General features: G+C 35.9%; 20 protein-coding genes. 3 read left to right on the top strand and 17 right to left on the bottom strand.

Translation table 11 applies throughout. The annotated features are described in order from the left end of the window. Positions 1 to 53: 53 nt before the first annotated feature. The 17 genes from JZY04_RS15595 to JZY04_RS21325 form a co-directional block, all read right to left on the bottom strand. Positions 54 to 2,315 (bottom strand): S41 family peptidase, encoded by a 2,262-nt coding sequence (locus JZY04_RS15595; RefSeq protein WP_122142973.1) that lies wholly within the window; start codon positions 2,313 to 2,315, stop codon positions 54 to 56. Positions 2,316 to 2,714: 399 nt separating this feature from the next. Then, the gene (locus tag JZY04_RS15590; RefSeq protein WP_122142972.1) at positions 2,715 to 3,314 is read right to left on the bottom strand and encodes a hypothetical protein; all 600 of its coding nucleotides are present in this window, start codon (positions 3,312 to 3,314) and stop codon (positions 2,715 to 2,717) included. A 12-nt stretch (positions 3,315 to 3,326) separates the two neighbouring features. Beyond that, on the bottom strand, positions 3,327 to 3,992 hold the full coding sequence (locus JZY04_RS15585) for a sulfotransferase family 2 domain-containing protein (RefSeq protein WP_032536216.1): 666 nt from the start codon (positions 3,990 to 3,992) through the stop codon (positions 3,327 to 3,329). 67 nt (positions 3,993 to 4,059) lie between these two features. Beyond that, positions 4,060 to 5,055, bottom strand: coding sequence for a glycosyltransferase (locus JZY04_RS15580; RefSeq protein ID WP_122142971.1), 996 nt, complete (start codon positions 5,053 to 5,055; stop codon positions 4,060 to 4,062). Beyond that, positions 5,052 to 5,939 carry a glycosyltransferase family 10 domain-containing protein gene (locus JZY04_RS15575; RefSeq protein ID WP_122142970.1) on the bottom strand — a complete coding sequence of 296 codons (888 nt, stop codon included), beginning with the start codon at positions 5,937 to 5,939 and terminating at the stop codon, positions 5,052 to 5,054. Before JZY04_RS15575 ends, JZY04_RS15580 begins: the two co-directional genes overlap by 4 nt. Positions 5,940 to 5,946: 7 nt before the next feature. Then, positions 5,947 to 8,463: a hypothetical protein gene (locus JZY04_RS15570; RefSeq protein WP_122142969.1), complete on the bottom strand. Its 2,517-nt coding sequence runs from the start codon at positions 8,461 to 8,463 to the stop codon at positions 5,947 to 5,949. 11 nt (positions 8,464 to 8,474) lie between these two features. Then, entirely contained in the window at positions 8,475 to 9,146 is a 672-nt protein-coding gene (locus tag JZY04_RS15565; protein WP_122142968.1) for an acylneuraminate cytidylyltransferase family protein, read from the bottom strand. 13 nt (positions 9,147 to 9,159) lie between these two features. After that, positions 9,160 to 10,401: a TIGR04150 pseudo-rSAM protein gene (locus tag JZY04_RS15560; protein ID WP_122143003.1), complete on the bottom strand. Its 1,242-nt coding sequence runs from the start codon at positions 10,399 to 10,401 to the stop codon at positions 9,160 to 9,162. A 13-nt stretch (positions 10,402 to 10,414) separates the two neighbouring features. Next, on the bottom strand, positions 10,415 to 11,662 hold the full coding sequence (locus JZY04_RS15555; protein ID WP_032534069.1) for a radical SAM peptide maturase: 1,248 nt from the start codon (positions 11,660 to 11,662) through the stop codon (positions 10,415 to 10,417). Positions 11,663 to 11,665: 3 nt separating this feature from the next. Continuing rightward, a complete protein-coding gene (locus JZY04_RS15550) occupies positions 11,666 to 12,985 on the bottom strand; it encodes a radical SAM/SPASM domain-containing protein (RefSeq protein WP_010993585.1) in 1,320 nt (439 codons plus the stop codon). Between the two features lie 30 nt (positions 12,986 to 13,015). After that, positions 13,016 to 14,272, bottom strand: a complete 1,257-nt coding sequence (locus tag JZY04_RS21330) for a PDZ domain-containing protein (protein ID WP_101603890.1) — start codon at positions 14,270 to 14,272, stop codon at positions 13,016 to 13,018. A 122-nt stretch (positions 14,273 to 14,394) separates the two neighbouring features. Next, a complete protein-coding gene (locus JZY04_RS15540) occupies positions 14,395 to 14,706 on the bottom strand; it encodes a TIGR04149 family rSAM-modified RiPP (protein ID WP_081113263.1) in 312 nt (103 codons plus the stop codon). Between the two features lie 278 nt (positions 14,707 to 14,984). Continuing rightward, positions 14,985 to 16,214: a TIGR04157 family glycosyltransferase gene (locus JZY04_RS15535; protein WP_101603893.1), complete on the bottom strand. Its 1,230-nt coding sequence runs from the start codon at positions 16,212 to 16,214 to the stop codon at positions 14,985 to 14,987. Further along, positions 16,211 to 16,861 carry a hypothetical protein gene (locus JZY04_RS15530; protein ID WP_229080874.1) on the bottom strand — a complete coding sequence of 217 codons (651 nt, stop codon included), beginning with the start codon at positions 16,859 to 16,861 and terminating at the stop codon, positions 16,211 to 16,213. Before JZY04_RS15530 ends, JZY04_RS15535 begins: the two co-directional genes overlap by 4 nt. 13 nt (positions 16,862 to 16,874) lie before the next feature. Then, positions 16,875 to 17,642 carry a galactosyltransferase-related protein gene (locus JZY04_RS15525; RefSeq protein ID WP_101603897.1) on the bottom strand — a complete coding sequence of 256 codons (768 nt, stop codon included), beginning with the start codon at positions 17,640 to 17,642 and terminating at the stop codon, positions 16,875 to 16,877. After that, positions 17,639 to 18,271: a hypothetical protein gene (locus tag JZY04_RS15520; RefSeq protein WP_101603899.1), complete on the bottom strand. Its 633-nt coding sequence runs from the start codon at positions 18,269 to 18,271 to the stop codon at positions 17,639 to 17,641. The genes JZY04_RS15525 and JZY04_RS15520 overlap by 4 nt, the downstream gene beginning before the upstream one ends. A gap of 12 nt (positions 18,272 to 18,283) precedes the next feature. Beyond that, positions 18,284 to 18,415 carry a hypothetical protein gene (locus JZY04_RS21325; protein WP_255469918.1) on the bottom strand — a complete coding sequence of 44 codons (132 nt, stop codon included), beginning with the start codon at positions 18,413 to 18,415 and terminating at the stop codon, positions 18,284 to 18,286. A gap of 190 nt (positions 18,416 to 18,605) precedes the next feature. On the opposite strand from JZY04_RS21325, the gene JZY04_RS15515 reads away from it, so the two are divergent. The 3 genes from JZY04_RS15515 to JZY04_RS15505 are packed head-to-tail and all read left to right on the top strand — an operon-like array spanning position 18,606 to position 22,712. After that, a complete protein-coding gene (locus JZY04_RS15515) occupies positions 18,606 to 19,964 on the top strand; it encodes a sensor histidine kinase KdpD (protein ID WP_122142967.1) in 1,359 nt (452 codons plus the stop codon). Between the two features lie 10 nt (positions 19,965 to 19,974). Then, entirely contained in the window at positions 19,975 to 20,637 is a 663-nt protein-coding gene (locus JZY04_RS15510; RefSeq protein WP_101603902.1) for a response regulator transcription factor, read from the top strand. Positions 20,638 to 20,675: 38 nt separating this feature from the next. Continuing rightward, positions 20,676 to 22,712, top strand: a complete 2,037-nt coding sequence (locus JZY04_RS15505) for a glycosyltransferase (RefSeq protein WP_101603904.1) — start codon at positions 20,676 to 20,678, stop codon at positions 22,710 to 22,712. Positions 22,713 to 22,817 lie beyond the last annotated feature (105 nt).

Genomic DNA, 22,817 nt, shown 5'->3' with positions numbered 1-22,817 from the left:
ATCTCAGATTATTTATTTTTTGAAATATCTATTTCAAAGACTATCCAAGAAAACTAATTCCCGTCTATATAGCTCAAAGCATATTCAATAAGTTCTCCTAAACCTGCATCTTTTCCCTCTTTTACAGAAAAAGGAATCACTTGATCGATTTTTACTCCATTTGGATAAGTACAATATCCGTCCAAATAATAAGTCCCAATATTTGTATACCTTGTTGCATTACCTGAAGTAAAAGGAGCAACAACCGTATTTCCCCAAACACCTCCTGTCATCATTCCTTTACCAATCACACGCCCCTTTGGAGACGCTCCTATTATACAAGCCAATTGCTCTGCTTTACTCATAGTGCCACCACCTACAAGCACAACAACCTTACCTTTATAATAATCAGGGTTTTGTTTACCATAATAAAACATATTTGGATTTTTACGGAAAATACCGGGATGTTTTAGATCTGCATATGTATAATAAAATAAGCAAGCTGGTTTAGGGTAAAGATAGTCAGCCAATACTTCTGCACTATTTTGATCGAAAGGATACCCCTGCATATCAAATATAATTCCTTTAGAATCTTTAATCGAATCCAATTTCTGTTTTAGTTCTAAACTGGTTATTTGAGAAAGATTAATATAAAAAACCCCATCAGCAACCTCCATCAGCTTCATAGGAGCAGTTCCATCATCAAGAACAGTTCTAGCATATTGCTTCCAATTTCTTATAAAAAGAGTCCTTTCAATACCATGTCTTTTAATATTTAAAGTCACAGAATCTCCATGAAATGCTGTGTAAACGATAGGGATTTGATTTGCATTATCATTAGCGAATTGTAGATATCGATCTTTTTCTTGACGAATAGTAGAAATACTACGTCCATTTACATGAGTTATACAATCACCAATTTGAAGCCCCATATTTACCGCTTCAGCAGTTAAGAATTCAGTGACAAATAATTGATTATCAATCAATTTAACATCAATCGGCAATATTCCATCATCATAGATTCCTTCTCCAAACCCATAAAGATTAGTCTTGAATCCATAGAAAGTTGTATGGGTATCTTTTAATTCACAAGCTAACATTGCACATGCTTTATCAAAGTCATTTAATTTGCGAGCATTAGCAAACAGACGAATATATTGAGGCAGAATAGATAGCCAATGATCCTCTTTTTGTTCCATATAAGGATGAAAATAATACATCATATTCCAAAAACGAAATAAGCATAAGATTCGATAACCATCATCGGAAACCGGAATATTGTCATAATCAGTTTCATTTCGAAAACAGATTAAGCGCTCTTTGCTCTGAGGAGAAAAAGGACCAACAGCATAATTAAATCCACTTCGCTCCAGCTTTTTTATTGCAAATAACTTCTTTTGAAGTTTACTTCCTAACTTTTGGGAATCTTCCAACCAAAGCATTTGAATTTGGGAAATAATAGAGTCATTACACAAGTCATTACTCTCCTTCTTCAATCCGGTAATAGAAGGTATAAAGCGGCATAGATCATTAAAAAAATTATTATTATCAGAATGTAATGTAGCTAAAATAATACGGAATAGCTGGTAATTCCAATCATAATCTCCTTGAGCTATCGAAGGATGATAATACTTTAAAAAGCCCCAAATTTTACAAATTAAAGCAAGTCTATCCACCTCTTCATATGATAGATTTCCTAAATTAATCGGAGTACCATTATCAAACTCATGATCTTTATTAGCCAAAGGCAAAGGACATACCTCATCAATGGGAAGCTCATCAATAAAAACATTCATATCAGCAATCTCCGCACTCCCCTTACCACTTCCATAGATATCCAGTGATATAACAACAGACTTCTGATATATATCATTAGAATAAGGAATAGTACATCTAAACGCGTTCCAATTCCCTTGGGAATTAAGTTCCATAGAATCTCTTTCACTTCCCTGTGTTATAGAGCAATAAGCACCAAATTCTCCTTCTAATTTAATTCTGCCGCAAAAGGAAATAGAATCTCCCGTAGAATACAGCCCTTCAAAAGGATGATAAATCATAAAACGAGTTTCACGATCATTTGATTGCTTAACAAAATACTTTCTACTATTAGTAGGATCCAACTTATACATGGGATTTCCATCTATATAATAGTTCCATGTTCCATGATCCATCATATTAGCAAATGATCTAGTAAAATAATTGTCCAAGCCAATCTTTTCTTGCAAAGTAATCCGGTTTAGCATTTCAAAAAAATCAGACCGAACAGCTTTCTGTGAGAAGACAGGCAATAAATCAATAAACAAAACTATACATAAAATAATTCTACGTAAATTCATAATCAAGAAATAAATTTATTCATAAACTCCATACACATCATGGGATTATTCGGGTATTCTGGAGTGGGTATTCAACTTATAGATAAAATAATGAATAAGAACTCAAAATTATATCTCTTATGACAATATCTATGCCCCACTGATAATAACGGTAAAAATACTAATAAATAGAATAAAATTGAGTTCTTAATCCAATTCACTAACGTTCATATAGATAAAATTTCTTTTATCAAACATATTATCTTCTGAATATCTAATGAAAATCTAAATCAATTATGAAATATACATCGTTTCTATCCATAAAAAGATTCCCAAATACATTTTTAGATAATTATTTATTACAATTACTATTTTAAAAAAGCTATGAGACAAAGAATTAGTCTACGTAGCAAAAATACATCACATATCCGGAATATAATGCGCTTCTCCCGGAATTTGTGAAAAAAATTCCCTGAAAGGATAATTTATCTGTTTCCCGTTCAGAAAATTCAGCAGCAAAAGCATGCCCTTATACTCCCTTTTCTTTAAAACTCTTTCGCAAGCATTGCTCAAATCAAACAAATAGGTTTCTTCTCTGATCCGTACACTTTTATCCCCCGAAGACAATCGAAGCAGGACATACCACGCAATGCCCTCCAGTCCCGTAGCTAAAGAGTAGTCATCCAAACGCCTGACATCATATTCCATCACTTTCTTATCAATCTTATTCCGTTCTTCATTGCCGGCATCTTCCACAAATCCGTACCGGACAAGATATTCTATCCCCCAACCTATGCCAGCCCATCCGAAAGACAGACCGACCGGCATACCCAAACGAACATACTCCATCACTTCATCCAGCAACTCTTCGGCAAATTCTCCAAAAATTCGCGATTCGGCAACATGAGAATAATGAAAAAAGAAAAGACAAGATCCCATCTTTCCATAAAACAGCCCTATGTCAGTTTGTCTGTAGGAGAAATAAAGTGATTTTGCTATCTTTTCTATCTGTGCATCCATAACATTTCTTTTTTAATAACTGACAGGTATTTCATAGTCGAGGCGATAAAGTTCTTTTATCCGTGCTATCTGTTTCTCATCTCTCAGCTCAAACTGAACGGATGTCGCATTCGACCTCTCCTCAGGTATATCAACTCCTTTCTCTTCTAAGAAACAGTTTAATTTACTGAGCGGTACAATACAATCCACCTCTGCAGAAGTATAAAAATCAGATTGCCTGCGTATATGTTCATCCTGCCACAACGGATTTGTCTTCCCCAATTCAAACTCAACAAACGAAAGAAAGCGTTCAAAAGAATGATCCTGATAAAGATTACACATATACATATAACGGTTAAAAGTACGTTCAAGTATAAAATATTTATAAGCAGAAATCAGTCTTTCCACCGGATCCCTCCAAACCGCTACCTTCAAATACGATTTATGCTCCCTTTCATAACCGGACATCTCAGAAACCGGTACCAAAAAACGTTCGGGTTTTACCCGGGCGATATAAAAATGAGTCTGATCTTCCGTATCAGGAATCATACCTATAGACGCATAGATAGCTATGTTCTCCAAAAAAGTGAGTCCACATTTCGAAATAAGGACAAAAGCCATACGATGCTTCTCTACAAGACAAAAATTACATCCGAAGAAGTCTAATGGTGCTTTGTTTAGCATTGCAATATCTTTCATGATATACTACGATTTTCGATGTCCAACATACATACAATAAAGTGATTCAGTTCCCTGCCATAGCCCCTTATCCTTCCATCGTCTGGAGCCGGTCATAGTACAGTTTCATCCTGTTCAGTATCTCCTCACTATACCATCTTCCAAGAGACTCTTGCCGACTGAGTTCCTCACAAACACGAAGCATTTCTCCCGCCCTATCGTACAAAGTTGTATAAGTTCCGTCCGGATGTAATGTACAGGCAGTAGAATATATTTGCAACAGCCTCACATAAAGCGCTTCTTTTACCTCTCTATGTTTTTTCTCAAACAAATGTTTACGGCTATATTCCAGTAACTTCTCAATAATCAATTGAATGGAAGCAATCCGCCTACCCGCTGCTGTCGCTGTCATAATCGATCCTTCCCGTTGCCGGTAATAATAAAAATCAATATCGGCAACCGTCATTTTCTGAGCGGTTGTCAGCACCTGCGGAGTCCATAATTCATCCTCATGAATCAGCCCCGGCTCAAAGCGAAAACCGTTTTGCTCAATAAAATCTCTCCGATATAAATAGTTGTACACCATAGGGACATAACATCTGCAATCCATCACTCTTGAGAAATACGTACTTCCAGACACCACGGTTCCCGCCGCAAACAACTCCCTGCTCCTTCTTTCCCAACTTCGCACCTGCCCATCCGGATGTACCGCCAATGTATTTCCTGAGACAATGTCTGACCGGGTCTTCGCAGCTATAGTACAAAGCACCTGCAAAGCATTCTCTGCCAGCCAGTCGTCACTGTCCAGAAATGCCAGATAATGCCCGGATGCATGTTCTATTCCGGTATTCCGTGCAGCAGAAAGTCCTTGATTCGCCTGTTCCACATAAACGCAACGAGCATCCTTACCCGCATACTCCCGCAGCAACTCTCCGGAATTATCCGTCGATCCGTCGTTCACCAGAATGATCTCAATATCCGTCAAAGTCTGCTTCTCCAAAGAGTGCAGACATTCCTCCAGAAAAAGTTCCGTATTATAGACCGGAACCACCACCGAAACTACCGGTCTTTTTACCTCCTTCATATCCCTCTCAATTTTAGTTCGTGTATTTTTTGGCAAAGCCTGGTTAACGGATTACTCCGGACTTGCTCTAACTTATTTGTGAACGACAATAATAAAGGGCGCTTCCTCCATGCGTGAAAACGTTCATACAATGCCTCGTCATCATAGCATTGATTCATAAAAGCAGCTACTCCCTCAGGAGAATCAAAAGCCGACACATCCAGAAAGCAATTTTCTCCCGGAGCAAACTCCCGGATATTGGGAGCTCCCAGATAGACCGGAACAGTACCGGCCAACAAAGGATTGAAAAACTTTTCCGTTACATAATCCTTCCCTATCGCATTCTCAAAACTTATTACGAACTGATAATCCCCAATCACACTAAGAAGTGTATCCCGCCCCCGGTCCTCAACAGGTAATTCACAATTATGGTATAGTTTCCCATACGAATCGATGTCGGTATACTGCATCAATTGCTTAAGATACTCTTGCCGGTGACTCCGGTTCATATCGCTCGAGATAAACATACATGCCTTCTTATAAGGCTTTTTCCTCCGTGCCACAACCAGCATCTTCCCATAATCCGGTTCATAATAAGGATACACAATATCATCCTCCTGATGATACCCCATCCACAAATCAAAACTCTCTCTGAACTCGGGATCCTTGGTCCAACTATAATTCTCTTCACATTCCAGATTCCATCCCACCCAAATCTGTCCTTCCCGCTTATCGATTTCATCCTCCATCACCGAAGGTAAATCGGGCAAATGGAAAACCACGGCATCCGCCTTTGAAAGGAGGTTGCGATCAGTCGTTATCACACAGCCCTCGGGTAAGTCCTCCTTCCGGAACTCAAGTGGAAATCCCCACATCGTATTATAAAAAAGAATCAATATATCCATCCACCATCTATCTTTTATCAAGCTGCGAAACACATTTATCTGCCACTACTCGTCCTCCCCCTTTCAACATCCTCCACGGAATCCTTCCTTTACCCGTCATAAAGAAATAAGCGAATACCGGTTCCGCCCAACGTACGGTAACAAAAGGTTTATATCTCTGTTGTAAACTCCTGTACGACAGCTTCACAAAGGTCCCCAAAGGTATAAACCGCTCCGGATGTTTCCGGTAAGACTGCCGATAGCCCTCTTCATGTTCCTTCATCAGGGCACGCAAATGAAACCAACAAAAACCGGCATCCAATATTTCATTCGGACAACACATCACCTCCAGCCCCCGATGACGGCCATCCGGCTTCGTTTCCGTCACATACCTGAATATCCGGTCCGCAGACACCTCAAAAAAGAAAGTATCACGCACGCCATTAAACGGAGGGAGTATCTCTTTGCTATCAGGCTCCGGATGTTCCTGCCCCAACCCTACCATCCACTCCCGGTCTTTCCGGAACAAGTTAATGCCCGACATCGAGACAGGCACTTTATACCGGATGATCATCTTCTCCAGATAAGAAGCATACAACGCATGCGTCCACAACGCAATTCGTTCCAGCCACCTGAACGGTCGCATCTCTATACGGTTGAAAGAGTCCAGATAAGCCCGATACAGGTTGTAAGAGATGCATTCCGTCACGTTGAACCGCACTTTTTTATCAGAACGGTAAGCATCACAGATATGTTTCAGCCGATCCGTAAAATAAATCTGATCGGCATCGATCTTCACTGCGTACCGATAGCTTGCTTTCGACAATGCATAGTTGCAATAACCTGCCAGCGTATGGATAGAGTCGGGCGACAACAGCTTTGCCTTCTCAAACTCCTCATCATCCAGATCGATCGGATATACAGACGGCTGATACTCAAAGACCCTGATTTTATCCGGATATTGTGCCGCCTTCTGCCTGAGAATCTCCGGCGTACGATCCGTACAATCATGATAGACAACTATCAACTCATCCAATCCGTCGATACACGAATCAATGCACATCTCCAAAAAATCCTCACAATTCTTACAACGCAATAACCCCGATACCCCGACGGGCCGTTCGCGTGTCAACGTATCCGTATCAACCACATAAATCTCCTTCAAAGTAACAGGAGGCATTTTTTCTTTAATAAACCCGACCATATTCCGGAGAGTTTCTTCTCCTGTTGCCTGAAACCACAGAGGTTGCCCCTTCTCCATCCTCTGTTCAAAATCTCCATAATTCTCCAGTATCCGGGACAAACCGCCGATCAACTCCTCTTTCGTTTTCGCTATCATCCCCAGCCCCTCGGCTTCCACATCCGGAGAATACCGCGATCCCTCGGTCGGATCGTACACCAACGGGACAGCACCATGCGCTACTCCCTCCATCAAAGAAGAAGAATAGTGTGCCACCCCTACCCGTGTGCGGGCAAATACCTCTGCCAGCTTTCCATCCGTTACCATTTCTATATTGGGAATCTGCTCCCATTCCATGCGTACCTCCTCACCTATCCTGAACTCAGGATGTTCACGCACCAGAAACCGCCGGGCGGGAAATTCCGCAGCAACCGTCCCTATCAGACAGATCATCTCTTGAAGATACCTTTTGTCACTCAGAAAAAAAGGTCCCTGCAAGAAAAAAGTAACACATTCCTTTTTCGTTTCATTGCGTGGTTCCACCTGATACATATAGCCCGTCGGAACAAAGTCCGGCAGCGGATTATGCTTCTCCCACAAAGTCCGGAAACCTTCCCCCCACATCAGATAGTACCGGTAAGGCATCCTCCTGAAAGCAGCGTGCATCAATGACGGCCATCCCTGCTGGATACACAAGGTCGGTATTCCATAATCACGCCCTATGGTGGCAAGCAATAACTGCTGGTAATGGCAGCCTTCCAGAAAAATCAATCCTTTAGGTTGCAAGATCCTCATCAATATATCAAATGTATTCGCATATTGAAAAATCAAGGGGAACCACTCTTTCAGAAATGGATTAATCAACGGAGCTGTTTTGGTAAATTCAAGAGTAATGGCCGTTACAAAGTCCGGCAACTCCGTTTCATCCGGAATCTCATATTCCGACAAGAGCAACACCGGTTCTTCCAGACGTTCAATCAACGGAGTCAGATAAGCCAATTGACGGGCATTATAAATATAGATCACCAACTGCCCGCCATAAGGTGCCAGTGCTTCATACCATTCATGGTCGTAGATTTTGTATTCCTCTTCCTGTCGCCCCCATTCTTCCACCTGCTTATCTGCCAGTATCTCCTTTACGCTACCCAATGCTTCCCCACAGCTCTTTCCTTCTTTACGTAACCGGTCGTACTCCTCTCTATGCCAAGTGAACTGCCAGAATAGTAAATTGATCAAAGGCACGCCCACATCATGCCCCCCTATTTTCAGCCAATACTCTTTTTCCTCCCTCAAATGGTTCACGTAGTCAGACAGCACCCTATCCAGCACCTCATAATACTCCACATAATAGTCCTGTCTATCCATATCTTTTTTTATTAAAGCCCGGTTTCAATATAATGTTCAGCCTGTCTCCAGTCCGCTTCTTCATCGATATCTATCATCCCTGCAGGACCGACCTCCACCACCTTCACAACTCCCGAAAGAAGCTGCCCAGAGTCCAGTATCCTCCCCACCGTAGAAGCATAGAAAGCTCCCGACTCTATCAGAAAACCTTTGTACTCCTGCCGGCGAGGTTTGGTTTCGAATGAATAGTCCAAAGGTCTCCCCTCATCACTCCAACGAAACTTCTTCAAACGGCAACAAGCAACATAGGAATCCGCCTCACCCCTTTTCATCTCTTCTGCAAGCCCCCTTAGTTCTTGTGCAGTCGTAAAAGGAGAAGTAGCCTGTAACAAAATAAAATCATCATTCCGGTCCGGCTTACAAAAATGGAAAAATTCCTGTACAACTTCCAGACTGGAAGCCTCATCCCTTGCACTCCACTCACTGCGCCTGAATATCTGTACAACTCCTTTGTAACGGCCTCGTATAAGACTTTCCATTTCATCACAATTTGTCGCTACACATACCTCGTCCGCTATGCCGGAAGCAAGGACGGTATCGATAATCCAACATACCAGAGGTTTGTCTCCCAGCATACGCAGGTTCTTACCGGGGATACCTCTACTCCCTTTGCGAACCGGAACGAAACAGAAAGTACGATTCATAAGCTATTATCATTTACGGTTTCACATGACAGAGGTTCGGTTTTCCAATAGCCAATTCATAATTAGAGGGCGAAGGACACAGCCATTGGTAAATGCAGTCACAGCAAGGATAATCATTTCGTATTTTCCGCCATGCTGTATTATCAAGCATTTCTTTGTTAACAATATCAATCAAACTATCTTTATAGATATTTCCCAAAACTAAACTATTCAAATTAGCATATACGTCTCCATTAACAGAGATTGATAACGAACCGAAAAAATGTGAATTCATTTTTTGATGAGCAAAAATTTGGCTCATTGAGTATTGAGATTGCAGGATATCCCCTTTATCCATATAAACATATTTTTCAAAATAATCCAAATTACATCTTACATAGGTAGAATGTATTGAATAGTCATTAATAGCATATTTATGTACAATCTCCTCCGCCTTAGCATATTCATCTATTTGCGTAACATAAAAATGAATCTTTATTTGTAAATCTCCTAATAAAAAGATACAATTTCGCAGTAATTCTTCTTCCATGGGAAAAGGAACAATTACATCATAAAAAAAATCTGAATCTAAGATTTTATTACCCACAAAATCAGCATAATGACTCCAAATATGAATTTGACCTTTAAAACCTGATAATAAAAAAGGAATATCATTATAATTAGGATACTTCCAAATATTTCCACCAAATAAATTCAACCGACCTACCACTCCATATCGAATTTGTGCTATAATAGACTTCAAAGCAGAGATATCAAGAACTTGAGACGTCTCTGTTTCTGCTACGCGACAGCACAAATTTTGCTGTGAATATTTACTGCAATATAAACAATGATGATCACAAACATTATAAAGAAAAACATTTATTTCTAACAAATTAAACAAAATATCTTCTCCTATACCCCTATCTTCTATTTGCTGTAATTTATCCACATCACATTGTAAATTAAGAATAGGCATCATTTGTATCGGTTTATCGGGAAAAGATACCACATCTATAACACCTCCCATTTCCTTTGACACAAAATCAGATATAAAATTTGAGTAACATGGCTCTGTCAACATTTTCCCTTCACAAAACACCGCACCAAGATTATCTCTTTTATGTAACTGTCGTAATAGCCCTATTACATTCTCATTTTCCACCTCTAAATACTCCCAATTCTTAGTATTATATAATAGAGCCTTCTTACCCTTTATACAACAATATACATAAGGCGCAATTACCAGCCAATAATTCTTATCTACTTGAAACATATTATACCCTATTTTATTCAACCATCACATTTTCCATAATTCGATAATATTCTTCCGGATGCTTTCTTAGAAAATCTATTTGTTTTGTTTTATAGATTTCAAAAGCTTGTTTACTAGTAAATCCATAGCAAACAGGACAAGTATCCAAGTTATTAAGATTGAAAATACATTGTATACAAGATTCTGCTTTGTAACATTTACTACATTGATTTTCCATTTTAGCATAATAAGTATTATACTTATCTGCAATTGCTTCTAAATCAAGTTCAACACCGCTATCTGCCGTTACCTTTCCCAATGCAAATTGTTGTCCTATGCGTTCGCAAGGTAAAATCTTACCAGTAACAGTGACAAACATTCTTTTACCAAAAGGGATACAAGTACCGGTAGGAATTGTTTTTTTAGGTTTACCATATTGCAAATCAACATAACTTCGAAAAACAAACCCACTATACTGATGGAGAAAATTGGTAAGAGTCTGATAAGTAGCTGATTTTAGAAACATATCCTGCTCTATTTTTTCATAATTCTCTGCTTGGTGTAAACTTTCTTGTGAATTACGATACGTTTTTTGGAAAAGTTCTACCTTATCCGGTCGAATCCCCATATTATTCAACTCTCCAATACTGGGTACTTTATTGTAACGAGTTTTAAAGAAGTGATAAATAGAAGTAACCGAATTACGATTATGCAATACAGCATTAAAATTCACTTTTCTTTCAAAGAACTCAGGGTATTTATTTCGTAAAACATCTATATTTCTGATAATATTGGGATATGCAGGATCACCCACCTTATTCACTCTATAGGAAGTGCCATATTCATCACCATCCAAACTGATAAGCAAATTGAAATCATGTGCCACCAAAAAATCCATATGACGTTCAAGCAACAAAGCATTCGTTGTCATTGAAAAAGTAAAATTGCGATATTGGCAATGCAGTTTTTCAATATACGTCACCACCGATTCAATAAATGGCATATTTAATAAAGGTTCTCCCCCATAGAAACTGATATATACGTTACGTTTAGCTGACGTATTATATTCTGAACCCCATAAATCAACTAAATAATCAATTAATTTCAAAGAAGCGGACAAACTAATTGTGCTATTTTCACGCTTATCATAATCATTATAAAATTCACCATACGCACAATACTTACAACACAGATTACAAGCATCTGTCACTTCAAAAGTCAGCTGACGCAGGTTAGCTAATTGATACTTAATATCATCAACTGTAATATATTTTTTTTTCATCGATTATATTAAATTTCTTTGTTTTGCCATTTCTATTACAAAAGAAGACAAACTGTATTCAACGTTATCATATACACAAGTAAGCTGTTTACAATTTATAAGTGCATCGTAATTTTTTTGTATACATGGTCCCATACACAAAGGTAAAACTCGACAATTTTCACAACGTTCATTCTCAAATGTAGCCTTTACAAACATCTTACTCAATATTCCATCGTTCCAATCAATTTCTCCAGATTTTAACAAATGGCCAAGAGTTAGTTCTTCCCCATAATCACGTGCTGTACATTTAAAAATTCTACCATCGTAATTGACAACATAATGATTGATACTATCCGCATAACAACACTTATATCTAAATGGCCTATATGCCCAAAAACGCGAACGAAAACCAGCCTTCTCAAATTCAACTTTTGCCTTCTCTAATAACTTTCGCATTTCTTCTGTACATGAAATCTGCCACACTCTCTGAAAATCTACAGTAATGCACTTTATACTTTTTTCCGTAAAATCATTTATTATATCTTTTATATTCTTCAAAGTTTGTTTATCATAATTAACACGCAAACAAATTGAAACATCTGGAATCACCTCAGAAAGCAAATTAATATTGTCAACCACATCTCTATAAGTACCATGTTTATCAGAATAACGTTTAATCAGGTTCTGGCGGCACTCATTACCATCAATAGATATCTGAAAGAAATCAAAGTTCATGTCCTTCATATATCGAATTCTATCTTCACTCAATAAAGTAGCATTAGTAGTAATTTGTTGCCTAAATTTCACATTATTCTGTAATAAAATTGGGAATACTGAATCTGATATCTTTTTGATTACTTCATCAAAATACATTAGGGGCTCTCCACCAAACCAATCCAATAAAATTGAATTTGCTTTTTTTTGTGTCACTAATAAATTAATGTGCTTAATCAAATTATCAACTATTTCATCGCTCATTCGTTCTCTATCATATTTTGCCCCAGCATAGGCAACAGAACAATACCAGCACTTTAAATTACAATCTAAAGTCGGATTTATTGTAAGATGATAATCCCGATTCATAAATATACATCGCTTATTTTGTAATTTCAAATACGCCAACTCATCAAAATCTGGACTTATAATAAATCCTGACCTCTGAAAAGCAGAATACAATTCAGGAAATTTCTGTCGAAATGTAGGCAAATGTTCCATCAAAGTCTCAATTATAGAATAATCCTTAAGACTAATTGGTAGTATCCTGTTAGTAAGCGAATTATAGAGCAGGATTCCATTATAGTATTCTATTTCAATATTGTATCTACTAGCTTTATCATTCATATCATTACCTATCTAATATTATTATTTCATTCAATCACCTTGAACCTCTTTTTTATCAATAACCACCGGTATCTTATAAGATTTACCTTGACGGACAATATCGTATATCAATGTGTCTTGCCGGCTTAGCTCCGCATCCTCTTCCAAAGAGATCATTTTAATAGGAATTTCATTTATAGCAATAATTTCATCACCTTCTAACAAACCAGATTCTTTAACATAATTCCCCTCATAATCGGCAATTTTAGTAATAATAATTTTTCCATGGCTATTCATACGGGATGACATGTGAAATCGTTTCTTCCGAGGGTTGACCACTCGTTCGTAGTTCTTTATTGGCTGCAAACCTAATCTTTGTGATTTCATGTCGAAAAAAACATTAAATCTTTTAAGTAAATTCAGACCAATAAGATAATCACAAGGTACTTGATTAGGTTGATCAAATATATAAATCCGCAAGGAATCGAGTTGTATGCCACCAAACAAAGTAGCATTTACATTATGATGACTATAATATCCAGATGGTGCCTGCGTCCAAACGGCATTCTTTTTCTTAGAAAAAAAGGACAATTCAGAAGCTTGAGCCATCAGAGCTATGTCTTGTGGCATACCTGTATCTACAAGATAAGTATGAGTAAGCATCAGTGTGTCTCCATCAGCACATCTAATATTTAAAGGCAGATTAACATAAAAAAGTGAGCTTTTATCATTTCCTCTTACAAAAGGAATCAGAATACAATTCTTAGGCATAATAAAATCTTGAAATGAATGGATAGCCATATAATTATGTTCAAAGTTAAACTCCCATATATTAACAGTATCATTTTGTGGAATATTAAACAAACCATCTGATTGAGTACCTCCCATGTAATCTCTCCAATTATAAACTAACATTTTATCATATATCAAATTGGAATTCCCTACTTTTATAGTCGGAACAATTGTATACATAGATGCGGGCATACGTAATACAGACCATGCACACCCATATGGAGCAATAGTGTCAGGAGACAAATTCGATAAGATAGAAGGGTGAGCTGAACAAAAAGTAGAGTCAACAATAAAAGCTCCCAAAGAAGCCCCACTATCAAATGCCAAATTTGAAACAATGCTATCATTAAATAACACGGGAAGCACTATCTTTCTATCTAAAGAATCAATTGTAAAGTAAGTTCTTGCATCTCTTTTATTCCCTTTGGATATTTTCGTACAACTACCTAAAACAGTAGCTTGCAAAAAAAGAAAAACAATACACTTTATCAGCCCATTGCCTATAATTAACTTCATATTCTTTAATTTAGCTTTCCACAAGAGTAATACTGCTGAAAGTTAATTTCAGCAGTATTACAAAATAAAGGACTACGCTCAATTGTTCATACAAACAAATATAAACGCCCAATCAATTATTTTCATATACCACACGAGTGTCCTTGAGTCGCCCCACAAAGAGCATCTTGAGGCATAACAGGAAAATCCGGAAATTTCGGAAATTCCGGTTTGGGGTCAGTAGTAGAACAACATGGATGAGAACCATCTGATGTATACCCATGAGCATTATTGGCACTATCATTAGCACTAGTACTAGAGCCACCGGGTTTACCTTCATAATTGCAACCACATTGGCAGCACCCAGGAGTACCACCTCCCAAAACACGACACATCTCACGCTCATTCAATTCAGCTTTTGAAGCTTCATTCAGTTTCAGTTTTCTTAATTTCATACTTTAATCATTTTAAAATCAATATTTAATGTTCTTCGTAAAAATCACATAGATTTCCAACGTTACAGGTATTTGTTAGAACGAAGAAAAAGAGCCAAACAAATACCTTAGTAACTCAAATTATTTTTCCCCAACATCCAGATTGTGATGGGAAAAATAAAGCGTAAAACATAAGTCAACTCTCTCATATACATTCTTTTTTAATTTCTATTTTGAATCTTCACAAGATCACCACATAATAGTATTCAAAAAACTAAATCAAAGACATCAATTTATTCTTAACTATAAAAAGACTCAAATGCCATCCTCATTTTTTCTAATGAAAAAGCATCTTTATATCGACACCTATTTAACTTACCAACCTCTCTCGCCCAACAATCATCCGTTACCATTTTCAATAAACATTTCGAAAGTTCTTCAACTGATAACCTTAATTCATTTTGATCTTCCTTTAATATCAATCTGCACTCTACATTTTGATGATGAATCATTTCACTCAATCCTGTGGTATTAGTGATAATTAATGGTAATCCATGCATCATCATTTCTATGGCTACATAACTGCATTGCTCATGAAAAGACGGCATCACTCCAACATCTGCAATTTGATAAAATTCATATAATTTCTGTTTACTAATTTTCCCTATAAAAGTAATCCTACTCCAAATGTCTGCAGACATCTGTAAATACCTACTATAATTCCCGTCTCCCACTATTAACAAACGAGTGTTCGAACTCTTTTTTATCACCTTTGCGAAAGCTTCTATCAAATAGTCAATCCCTTTTATATCATCCAAACGCCCTACAAATAGAATTAATTTCTCCCCTTCTCCAAAAAATAAATCTCTTTTTCTTTGCATTCTCTCCACTTCACCCAAGAAGATAGCCTGATCAATTAAACCGTTGTATATCAACGTTAGTTTACATTCTTCAATTCCATAAAATTCATTCAGCAACATTTTAGTATATTGAGCCAAGCATATTATTCTATCTACTTTTCTGTAAAGAGATACTTCTTGCTTATATTCGTCATATATGTATTTTTCTTCCTCAGTTCTATCGTTCTCAGCTTTATCCAAAACGGTTTGTAACCTCTTTATATTCCCTTTCAAAGTGAAGCACCAGTTCAAATAATGTAAAGTCAACACAAATTGGCTGGTAGGATATATTTTCTTCAACAAGTCAACCAATGGTTCATGATGTAAATAATTAAAATGAAATACATTATCTTCACTTGAATCAACATACAATGCCAACAAGAAAGCAACACTTCTATAATATCGTTGAATTTCTTTCTCACTCCTCCAATCATACACTTTAGGAAAAGTTAGATAACGAACATTATTATCTTTTTTTTCAGTCAGTATCCCATCCTCTGAGTTCATACTAACTACAGTCAAACGCAAAGAATCAATACTGCTAAGACAGTTTATAACTTGAATTATATATGTCCCAATACCATATTGTGCCGCACGGCTATCACTATTTATCAAATATATATGCCTCATCGCAATAAGTATTTTAATCCTTCAACCCACAACAAGGCTTCTTTCTTCTCTCCGTCAGTTCTCTGTGACGTTATCTTTCCCAGAACAACGAGATACCAATCATCTATTTGTTTACCCACTAAATAGTCTAACAATAAAGAAATTCCAGGATGGCAGACTTTATTCGGAACATTCTCACAAACACCTCTTAAATCATCCAAATACATCTTATCGAATGGTTTCTGCAAATATCTCTCAGATGACAATAAGCGTATTAACACGTACCACGCCAACCCTTCTATCCCCGTATCAAATGAATAGTCTTTTACACGTCGTAAGTCACGTTCAATTATTTTATTATCAAGTTCTGTTAAGATATCATTAGAATCGCATTCAACAAATCCTTTCTGCATAAAATACTCTAATCCCCATCCAATTCCTAATAAGCCATTTTGAATTCCCCATGGAGTATCTATTCTAATATCATCATACACATCCCCAATCAGTTCATTTGCATAGTCACTATAAAGCGAATCTCCACAAAAATGAGCATAATGAAAAAAGAAAAGTGAAATGCCTATTTTGCCACGCAATAGCCCTAAATCCTTACAACAGGCACTATGTAGTATCTGATAATTAGCTATTTGTCTCAATAATTGTCCATTCATCTCAACTATATTTTTACCAAGATTTAACATATGCACGTAATTCATTCTGACCCATGCTACAAACTTTTATAAATTCCATTCGATTAATAAAAGCTAACTTTTCTATAGAATATCTGGAGTTCTCTCCCCTAGGATGCCATAAGTGGTATAATGGTCCTCCATTTGTCCAATGTACAGATTCTCCCAATATTTCCATCCTTCGAATACGCTCAGCATCTTCAGGTCCCCAACTGATAAAACGTTCATTATCTCCCCCAGATCTCAAATACTTTTCACGATCTACAACAAAAACTCCCCCACAGGAAGGACGCCACATCAAACGAGCATACATATCATCATGCGAAACTAAATGATCATACCTTTGTCCAGAAAGTATATATGCTTCACTTTGTTTTTTTGAAAGCATTTTTACCACTCCATTATATGGTATACTCATCACATATTTTCGTTCTATAATTGCTTGTATTGAGACCTCCAACTGCGACAAAGAAAATATAATATCAGCATCCCAAATAGCAACTATAGGAGTAGAAATTTCTCTTAATAATAAGTTAACATACCTCGTTTTGTGATAAACTAAATTTTCATCACGTTCATAAGTATAAGTAATTTTACTACAGATATCATCAGGGAACTGACACTCTTCACTTCCTGCATCCCAAACATGTACCCTCATCCCAGACGAGGATATATAGTGTAATAAGGCTAAAAGATTTCTCTTCCTCTCCCAACTGTCTATCCTCACAGGAATTCCAATAGTAATTTGCTCCAAATAACTCATAGATTGTACCTATTCATACATTTTTCGATTAGAACTGATACTTTTGTCCGATAAAAACCTGTAGGGTATAAGTCAAACAAAAAATCAAGTAAATCATCAATAGATTCGTTTGTATATTCCAATCTTTCCTCCAACCAATCAATCAAATAAATAAGATACTCTTTCAGGAAAGCACTTGAAACCGTATCACCTTTCAAAAATGTTGGAATAATCCTAATTAGAATATATCGTCCTAAACCTACAATTCCGTTATTTAATGAAAGTCCCGACATACCATAGGCATGTATACAGCGTGCAGCACATTGATCTATATCCTTTAAGACTTCATCAGCATCACCTTCCATATAACCATTTTGAATCAGATATTCAATCCCCCAACCAATCCCCCATAAACCACTACCAAAAGAAATAGGTATAGACGAATCAAGATGTTCATAAATCTCATCAAGGAGTTCACAACCAACATCTCCACATGTCAACTCGCCGGAAAGGCGTGCATAGCGAAAAAGAGCAATGGCGATCCCCATTTTTCCGTTAATAAGTCCGAGGCAGGACGTTCTACGTCCTACCTGAATAAGATCCTCTATAGGTAAATACCCTTGACCAGATATAAATATCTGATTTTGCATATTTATATAGAGTTACTTAGGAGAATCTATGGGATCTTCTTCAGAAGCTTTTATACTAGCAATCCAAATCCATTCACCATTTATTTCAACCCATACTCCTCCACCTTTAATAACCTGCATTTCATCTGTTGTTAATTTATCCATAATATTTGTTTTTAAGATTTTTTCAAAGGTCACAAAAAGCAGACATATTTACATCACGTATCTCACGAAAAACAAACCATTATGTTAATAAATACAAATTTAAAAACAATCACTTAAAGTTTACAATAATTCTTTCCATAAAAATCAAATACAAAAACTATCTTTACAATATGAGAAAAGCAAATATAAGATGAAGCAAAAAATAGTAATCTGCGTCGTAACCATTGGCACCTTGGCTATCCTAATATTACAAGGATTTTGGCTTATGAATATGTACACACAATATCGCAAAGATGTAAGCGAACAAATGCTATCAAAATACCAATTAGCTATAGAATTGGAACTAGGAATGCGTTCCTCTGCCAAAGCCAAAGAACAAATGTATGAATTTACTCCTAAAAAAGTAATTCCTACAAAAAAGCTACATGAATATACAGGGGATACCATTAAGCTAACAGATGCAATTCAGCAAAACGTCGGTAATAACTTTGCCGAAATATTCAGCCAAATTTATCAAACCATATTAATAACAAAAGGAAAATTCATCAATATCAACGATTTAGATTCAATTTACGAACAAGAACTTAAAAAACAGAAGTTACAAACGCAACATGTATTCATACTTTACAATAACGAAGGACGCTGCATCTCCTTTTCAGGAGACACTTTACAATTTGCAGAAAATACCCATATCCTAAGCGCAATACAACCTATTGGAGCAAAATCACTACAGAGCCTAAAACTATTGGTAAACTTACCCCCCAACTTAATATTAGACCGAATGGCCAGTGCACTCATTATTTCTTTTCTACTGGCTATCCTTATTATAGCATGTCTACTATACCAATTAATTATCATTAGAAGAAGAGACAATTTATTATATAAACGCGCTGCCGCCATTAATGGGGTTATTCACGATTTAAAGTCACCTTTAAATGCCACTTACGCTATATTGCTTTACTTTGCACAAGTTGAAGAAAATAAAGATAAACTAGAATTATTAAAAAGCGGAAAAGCACGCATTAAGCGATTAGGAAATATTATTGAATCATTACTATTAGTGGCCAAAAGCCAGAAACAAGAGATAGTTATAAATAGAAAGGAAATAAATATAATCCAAATTATTTATAAGGTTATCGAAGATATCAAATTGTGCTTTATCAACAAACAATTCAATATCAAAGTCAACAATCACCTAAAAGAAACTAATATTTATGTCGATGAAATTGGAATTAGTAGTGTGTTTACCAATTTGATCGAAAATGCATTAAAATACTCCGATAATAATACTCAAATAGATATAACTCTATCAGCATCACTCAGCGAATTATACATTGACATTAGTGATGACGGATATGGAATACCCGCAAAAGAGCATAAAAAAATATTCAATCAATTCTATCAAACTCCGAATTCGCGGAAAAATGATGGTTATGGAATTGGCTTAGCATACGTAAAAAAGATAATTGAAGCACACCATGGAAGCATCAGCCTAAAGAATAATTCCCAGAAAGGAACAACTTTTCTAATAAAATTACCAATCAATTAATAATTAATATATGAAAAAGAAAATTCTATTAGTAGATGACGATGGACTTATAACCCAAACATATACTTATATACTGAAACAAAATGGATATGAGGTAGAATCTTTGAACTCTTTAAAAGAAATAAAAAGTTTAATAAATGAATGGACACCGGATATTATAATATTAGATGTGAAAATTGGCAATAAGAATAGCATCGACTTTTTGCCTGAACTTAAAAAGATACTTCCACAAGTCCCGGTGATATTCATTTCATCACATACACAAGGATCTGAAATAAAAAGAGCCATAGAAGCAGGAGGAGAACATTATATCAAGAAGCCTCTCGATATTGATGAATTAGAAGCCTATATAAACAAACTACTACCAAATCCACAAGAATGGTTTCTGACCAAAGAAGGGTATAGACTAAATTTAATCACACGAGACTTTTTTTTCAAAACAGCAAAAATCGCCAGGTTCTCAAACAAAGAAGTTATCCTATTTAAGCTATTATACTTAAATAAAGGAAGAGTGCTAAGCCGTAATCAAATAATGGACGAACTATGGCCCAATGGTAACGGTGGTATAGACGGTAGCCTCAATAATCTAATCTCAAGTATTCGTAAGTATTTAACAACATACGGGTATCTTACAATAGAGACAATAACCAACGAAGGGTATTATATAAAATAATAACCTCGATAAATCAACTCATTAATAAAAATCTATTTATGAAATACACAAATAAAAAAATATCAGTCATACTACATGTACATAACAGTAGCAAACAGACAAAAGCTTCCATCAAAAGTATATTATCACAATCTTTTAGTGAATTTGAATTTATTATCATCACTACTCCTTCTAATAAAAAGATTAATCAATATATTCAAACCTGCAATGATGAACGCATTGTTATCCTAAACACCACACAACATAGTAACTATTATACATCTCTCAACCACGGAATAAAACGGGCAAAAGGAAAATATATAACAATAATAAGAAGTAACCATATAGCTCTATCCAATAAACTTCAAATTCAATACGACTACTTAGAGCAGCATAATGAATTAATAGCCGTAGGATCCAATTTCTACAATAAAGATAATAAACTTATAAAATACACACCAGTATCACACAGTGATATACAAATTCATTTATTAAAGAATAACCATATTTCAATCTCCTCACTAATGATAAGGACAAACATAATATATAAACTTAGGGGATACAATGAAGTATACAAACATTCTGCAGATTACAACCTGTATTGCCGCTTAGTAGAAGCCGGAAAAATAGAAATTCTCACACTTCCTCTAAGTATACATGCATATTATGAAAAAAGAAATATAATAGAAGATTACCACATTCGAAAACAATATCAAAAAACATTCACTAATAAATATAAAGTAGAAAATCAATTCCCAATAATGGAGAGTGATCTGGGATTTCCTAAAATGGGTAGAATAATCGGACTGTATACATTTACACAATACACGTCAAACCATAAATATGCGAAATTGGCAGATACCTTAATCGATAAATTGTTCAACAATATCACTACAACACTTCCTCTTACATTAGAGTATGGATTATTAGGTATTGGCTGTGGAATTATCTATTTATTAAGAAATAACCTAGTCGAAGGAGAAGAAGATGATATTTTATCTCAAGTTGATGATTCCATGGTCCATGAATTACTTTATCAAAGCAGTAATAAAAAAATAGACTGGTATGGAATTATGCGATATTCACGTTTAAGATTACAAGGCTACAAAGAAAGTAAAAATAGAATCATATTTCAACAGCACGTTATCTATGCAATAGATAGTATGATGCGTAGAATAAACAAACAAAAATTAAATAAATCCATAAGAGCAGAACTCTATGAACTCTATAAAATGAAAATATATCCAGAAAAGACTAAAGTTGCTTTTAAAACAGATATTAATAACCAAGTAATATCAACGATACAACTTAAACCATTATCAGCATGTGAAGGTACTACTTTTATCATCCCAATTCGAATTGATTCTGATGAAAGAAAAAGAAATTTAGACATGGTACTAAATGAATTATCCAAAATACAGAATACGAGGATCATTATTACCGAAGGAGATTGTACTCCTCGATACATCCCGCCTCAAATAGCCAATGTCACATATCAATTCGTTAAAGATACCAACCCAGTATTTCATCGAACCAAATATTTAAATCTAATGTTAAGAATTGCACAAACAGAAATTATCGGAATCTGGGACGCGGATGTTATAATCCCACAAAAGCAAATACTCATCGCAATCAATGCCATTCGTGAGTCAAAAGCTATTCTAAGTTTTCCATATGAGGGAAATTTTCATATGATCCCACCTCAAACAACTATCAACTTTATTACAAGCCGTTCTTTTAGTCTATTAAAAAAAGAATCTCAAAATCTATTACCTCAAGGTTTATATGCTGTAGGTGGAGCTCTATTTGTAAACAGGACGGCATATCTAAATATAGGAGGAGAAAATGAAAAATTCTATGGTTGGGGGCCGGAAGACGCAGAAAGGGTAAAACGAATAGAAATATTGGGATATCCTATATATCGGGCTAAAGGTAAATTATTTCATCTATACCATCCAAGAAATGAAAATTCACGGTTCTACAATGAGCAAATAGAAATACAAAACAGAAGTGAATTTTTAAAAATATCGAACATGACAAAGCAAGAATTATTACAATACATATCAACATGGAATAAAATAGCTAGAAATTATTAACTAAAACCAATGAAATATTAGTAAGAAAAGGTATAAATCATCATAAACAATACAACCTCAAATTTAAATATATAATAAATATTTCAGCATTGATAGTCCCCCAAA

This window comes from Bacteroides sp. 11BF, from assembly GCF_019633765.1.
GTDB classification, from domain to species: domain Bacteria; phylum Bacteroidota; class Bacteroidia; order Bacteroidales; family Bacteroidaceae; genus Bacteroides; species Bacteroides hominis.
Note: the sequence above shows the minus strand (reverse complement) of the source record. Positions and strands in the feature narration are given on the sequence as shown.

Excerpts from the sequence above, each read along its gene's own strand:
- JZY04_RS15595 (WP_122142973.1), bottom strand. The coding sequence starts at position 2,315 with ATGAATTTACGTAGAATTATTTTATGTATAGTTTTGTTTATTGATTTA.
- JZY04_RS15590 (WP_122142972.1), bottom strand. The coding sequence starts at position 3,314 with ATGGATGCACAGATAGAAAAGATAGCAAAATCACTTTATTTCTCCTAC.
- JZY04_RS15585 (WP_032536216.1), bottom strand. The coding sequence starts at position 3,992 with ATGAAAGATATTGCAATGCTAAACAAAGCACCATTAGACTTCTTCGGA.
- JZY04_RS15580 (WP_122142971.1), bottom strand. The coding sequence starts at position 5,055 with ATGAAGGAGGTAAAAAGACCGGTAGTTTCGGTGGTGGTTCCGGTCTAT.
- JZY04_RS15575 (WP_122142970.1), bottom strand. The coding sequence starts at position 5,939 with ATGGATATATTGATTCTTTTTTATAATACGATGTGGGGATTTCCACTT.
- JZY04_RS15570 (WP_122142969.1), bottom strand. The coding sequence starts at position 8,463 with ATGGATAGACAGGACTATTATGTGGAGTATTATGAGGTGCTGGATAGG.
- JZY04_RS15565 (WP_122142968.1), bottom strand. The coding sequence starts at position 9,146 with ATGAATCGTACTTTCTGTTTCGTTCCGGTTCGCAAAGGGAGTAGAGGT.
- JZY04_RS15560 (WP_122143003.1), bottom strand. The coding sequence starts at position 10,401 with ATGTTTCAAGTAGATAAGAATTATTGGCTGGTAATTGCGCCTTATGTA.
- JZY04_RS15555 (WP_032534069.1), bottom strand. The coding sequence starts at position 11,662 with ATGAAAAAAAAATATATTACAGTTGATGATATTAAGTATCAATTAGCT.
- JZY04_RS15550 (WP_010993585.1), bottom strand. The coding sequence starts at position 12,985 with ATGAATGATAAAGCTAGTAGATACAATATTGAAATAGAATACTATAAT.
- JZY04_RS21330 (WP_101603890.1), bottom strand. The coding sequence starts at position 14,272 with ATGAAGTTAATTATAGGCAATGGGCTGATAAAGTGTATTGTTTTTCTT.
- JZY04_RS15540 (WP_081113263.1), bottom strand. The coding sequence starts at position 14,706 with ATGAAATTAAGAAAACTGAAACTGAATGAAGCTTCAAAAGCTGAATTG.
- JZY04_RS15535 (WP_101603893.1), bottom strand. The coding sequence starts at position 16,214 with ATGAGGCATATATATTTGATAAATAGTGATAGCCGTGCGGCACAATAT.
- JZY04_RS15530 (WP_229080874.1), bottom strand. The coding sequence starts at position 16,861 with ATGAATGGACAATTATTGAGACAAATAGCTAATTATCAGATACTACAT.
- JZY04_RS15525 (WP_101603897.1), bottom strand. The coding sequence starts at position 17,642 with ATGAGTTATTTGGAGCAAATTACTATTGGAATTCCTGTGAGGATAGAC.
- JZY04_RS15520 (WP_101603899.1), bottom strand. The coding sequence starts at position 18,271 with ATGCAAAATCAGATATTTATATCTGGTCAAGGGTATTTACCTATAGAG.
- JZY04_RS21325 (WP_255469918.1), bottom strand. The coding sequence starts at position 18,415 with ATGGATAAATTAACAACAGATGAAATGCAGGTTATTAAAGGTGGAGGA.
- JZY04_RS15515 (WP_122142967.1), top strand. The coding sequence starts at position 18,606 with ATGAAGCAAAAAATAGTAATCTGCGTCGTAACCATTGGCACCTTGGCT.
- JZY04_RS15510 (WP_101603902.1), top strand. The coding sequence starts at position 19,975 with ATGAAAAAGAAAATTCTATTAGTAGATGACGATGGACTTATAACCCAA.
- JZY04_RS15505 (WP_101603904.1), top strand. The coding sequence starts at position 20,676 with ATGAAATACACAAATAAAAAAATATCAGTCATACTACATGTACATAAC.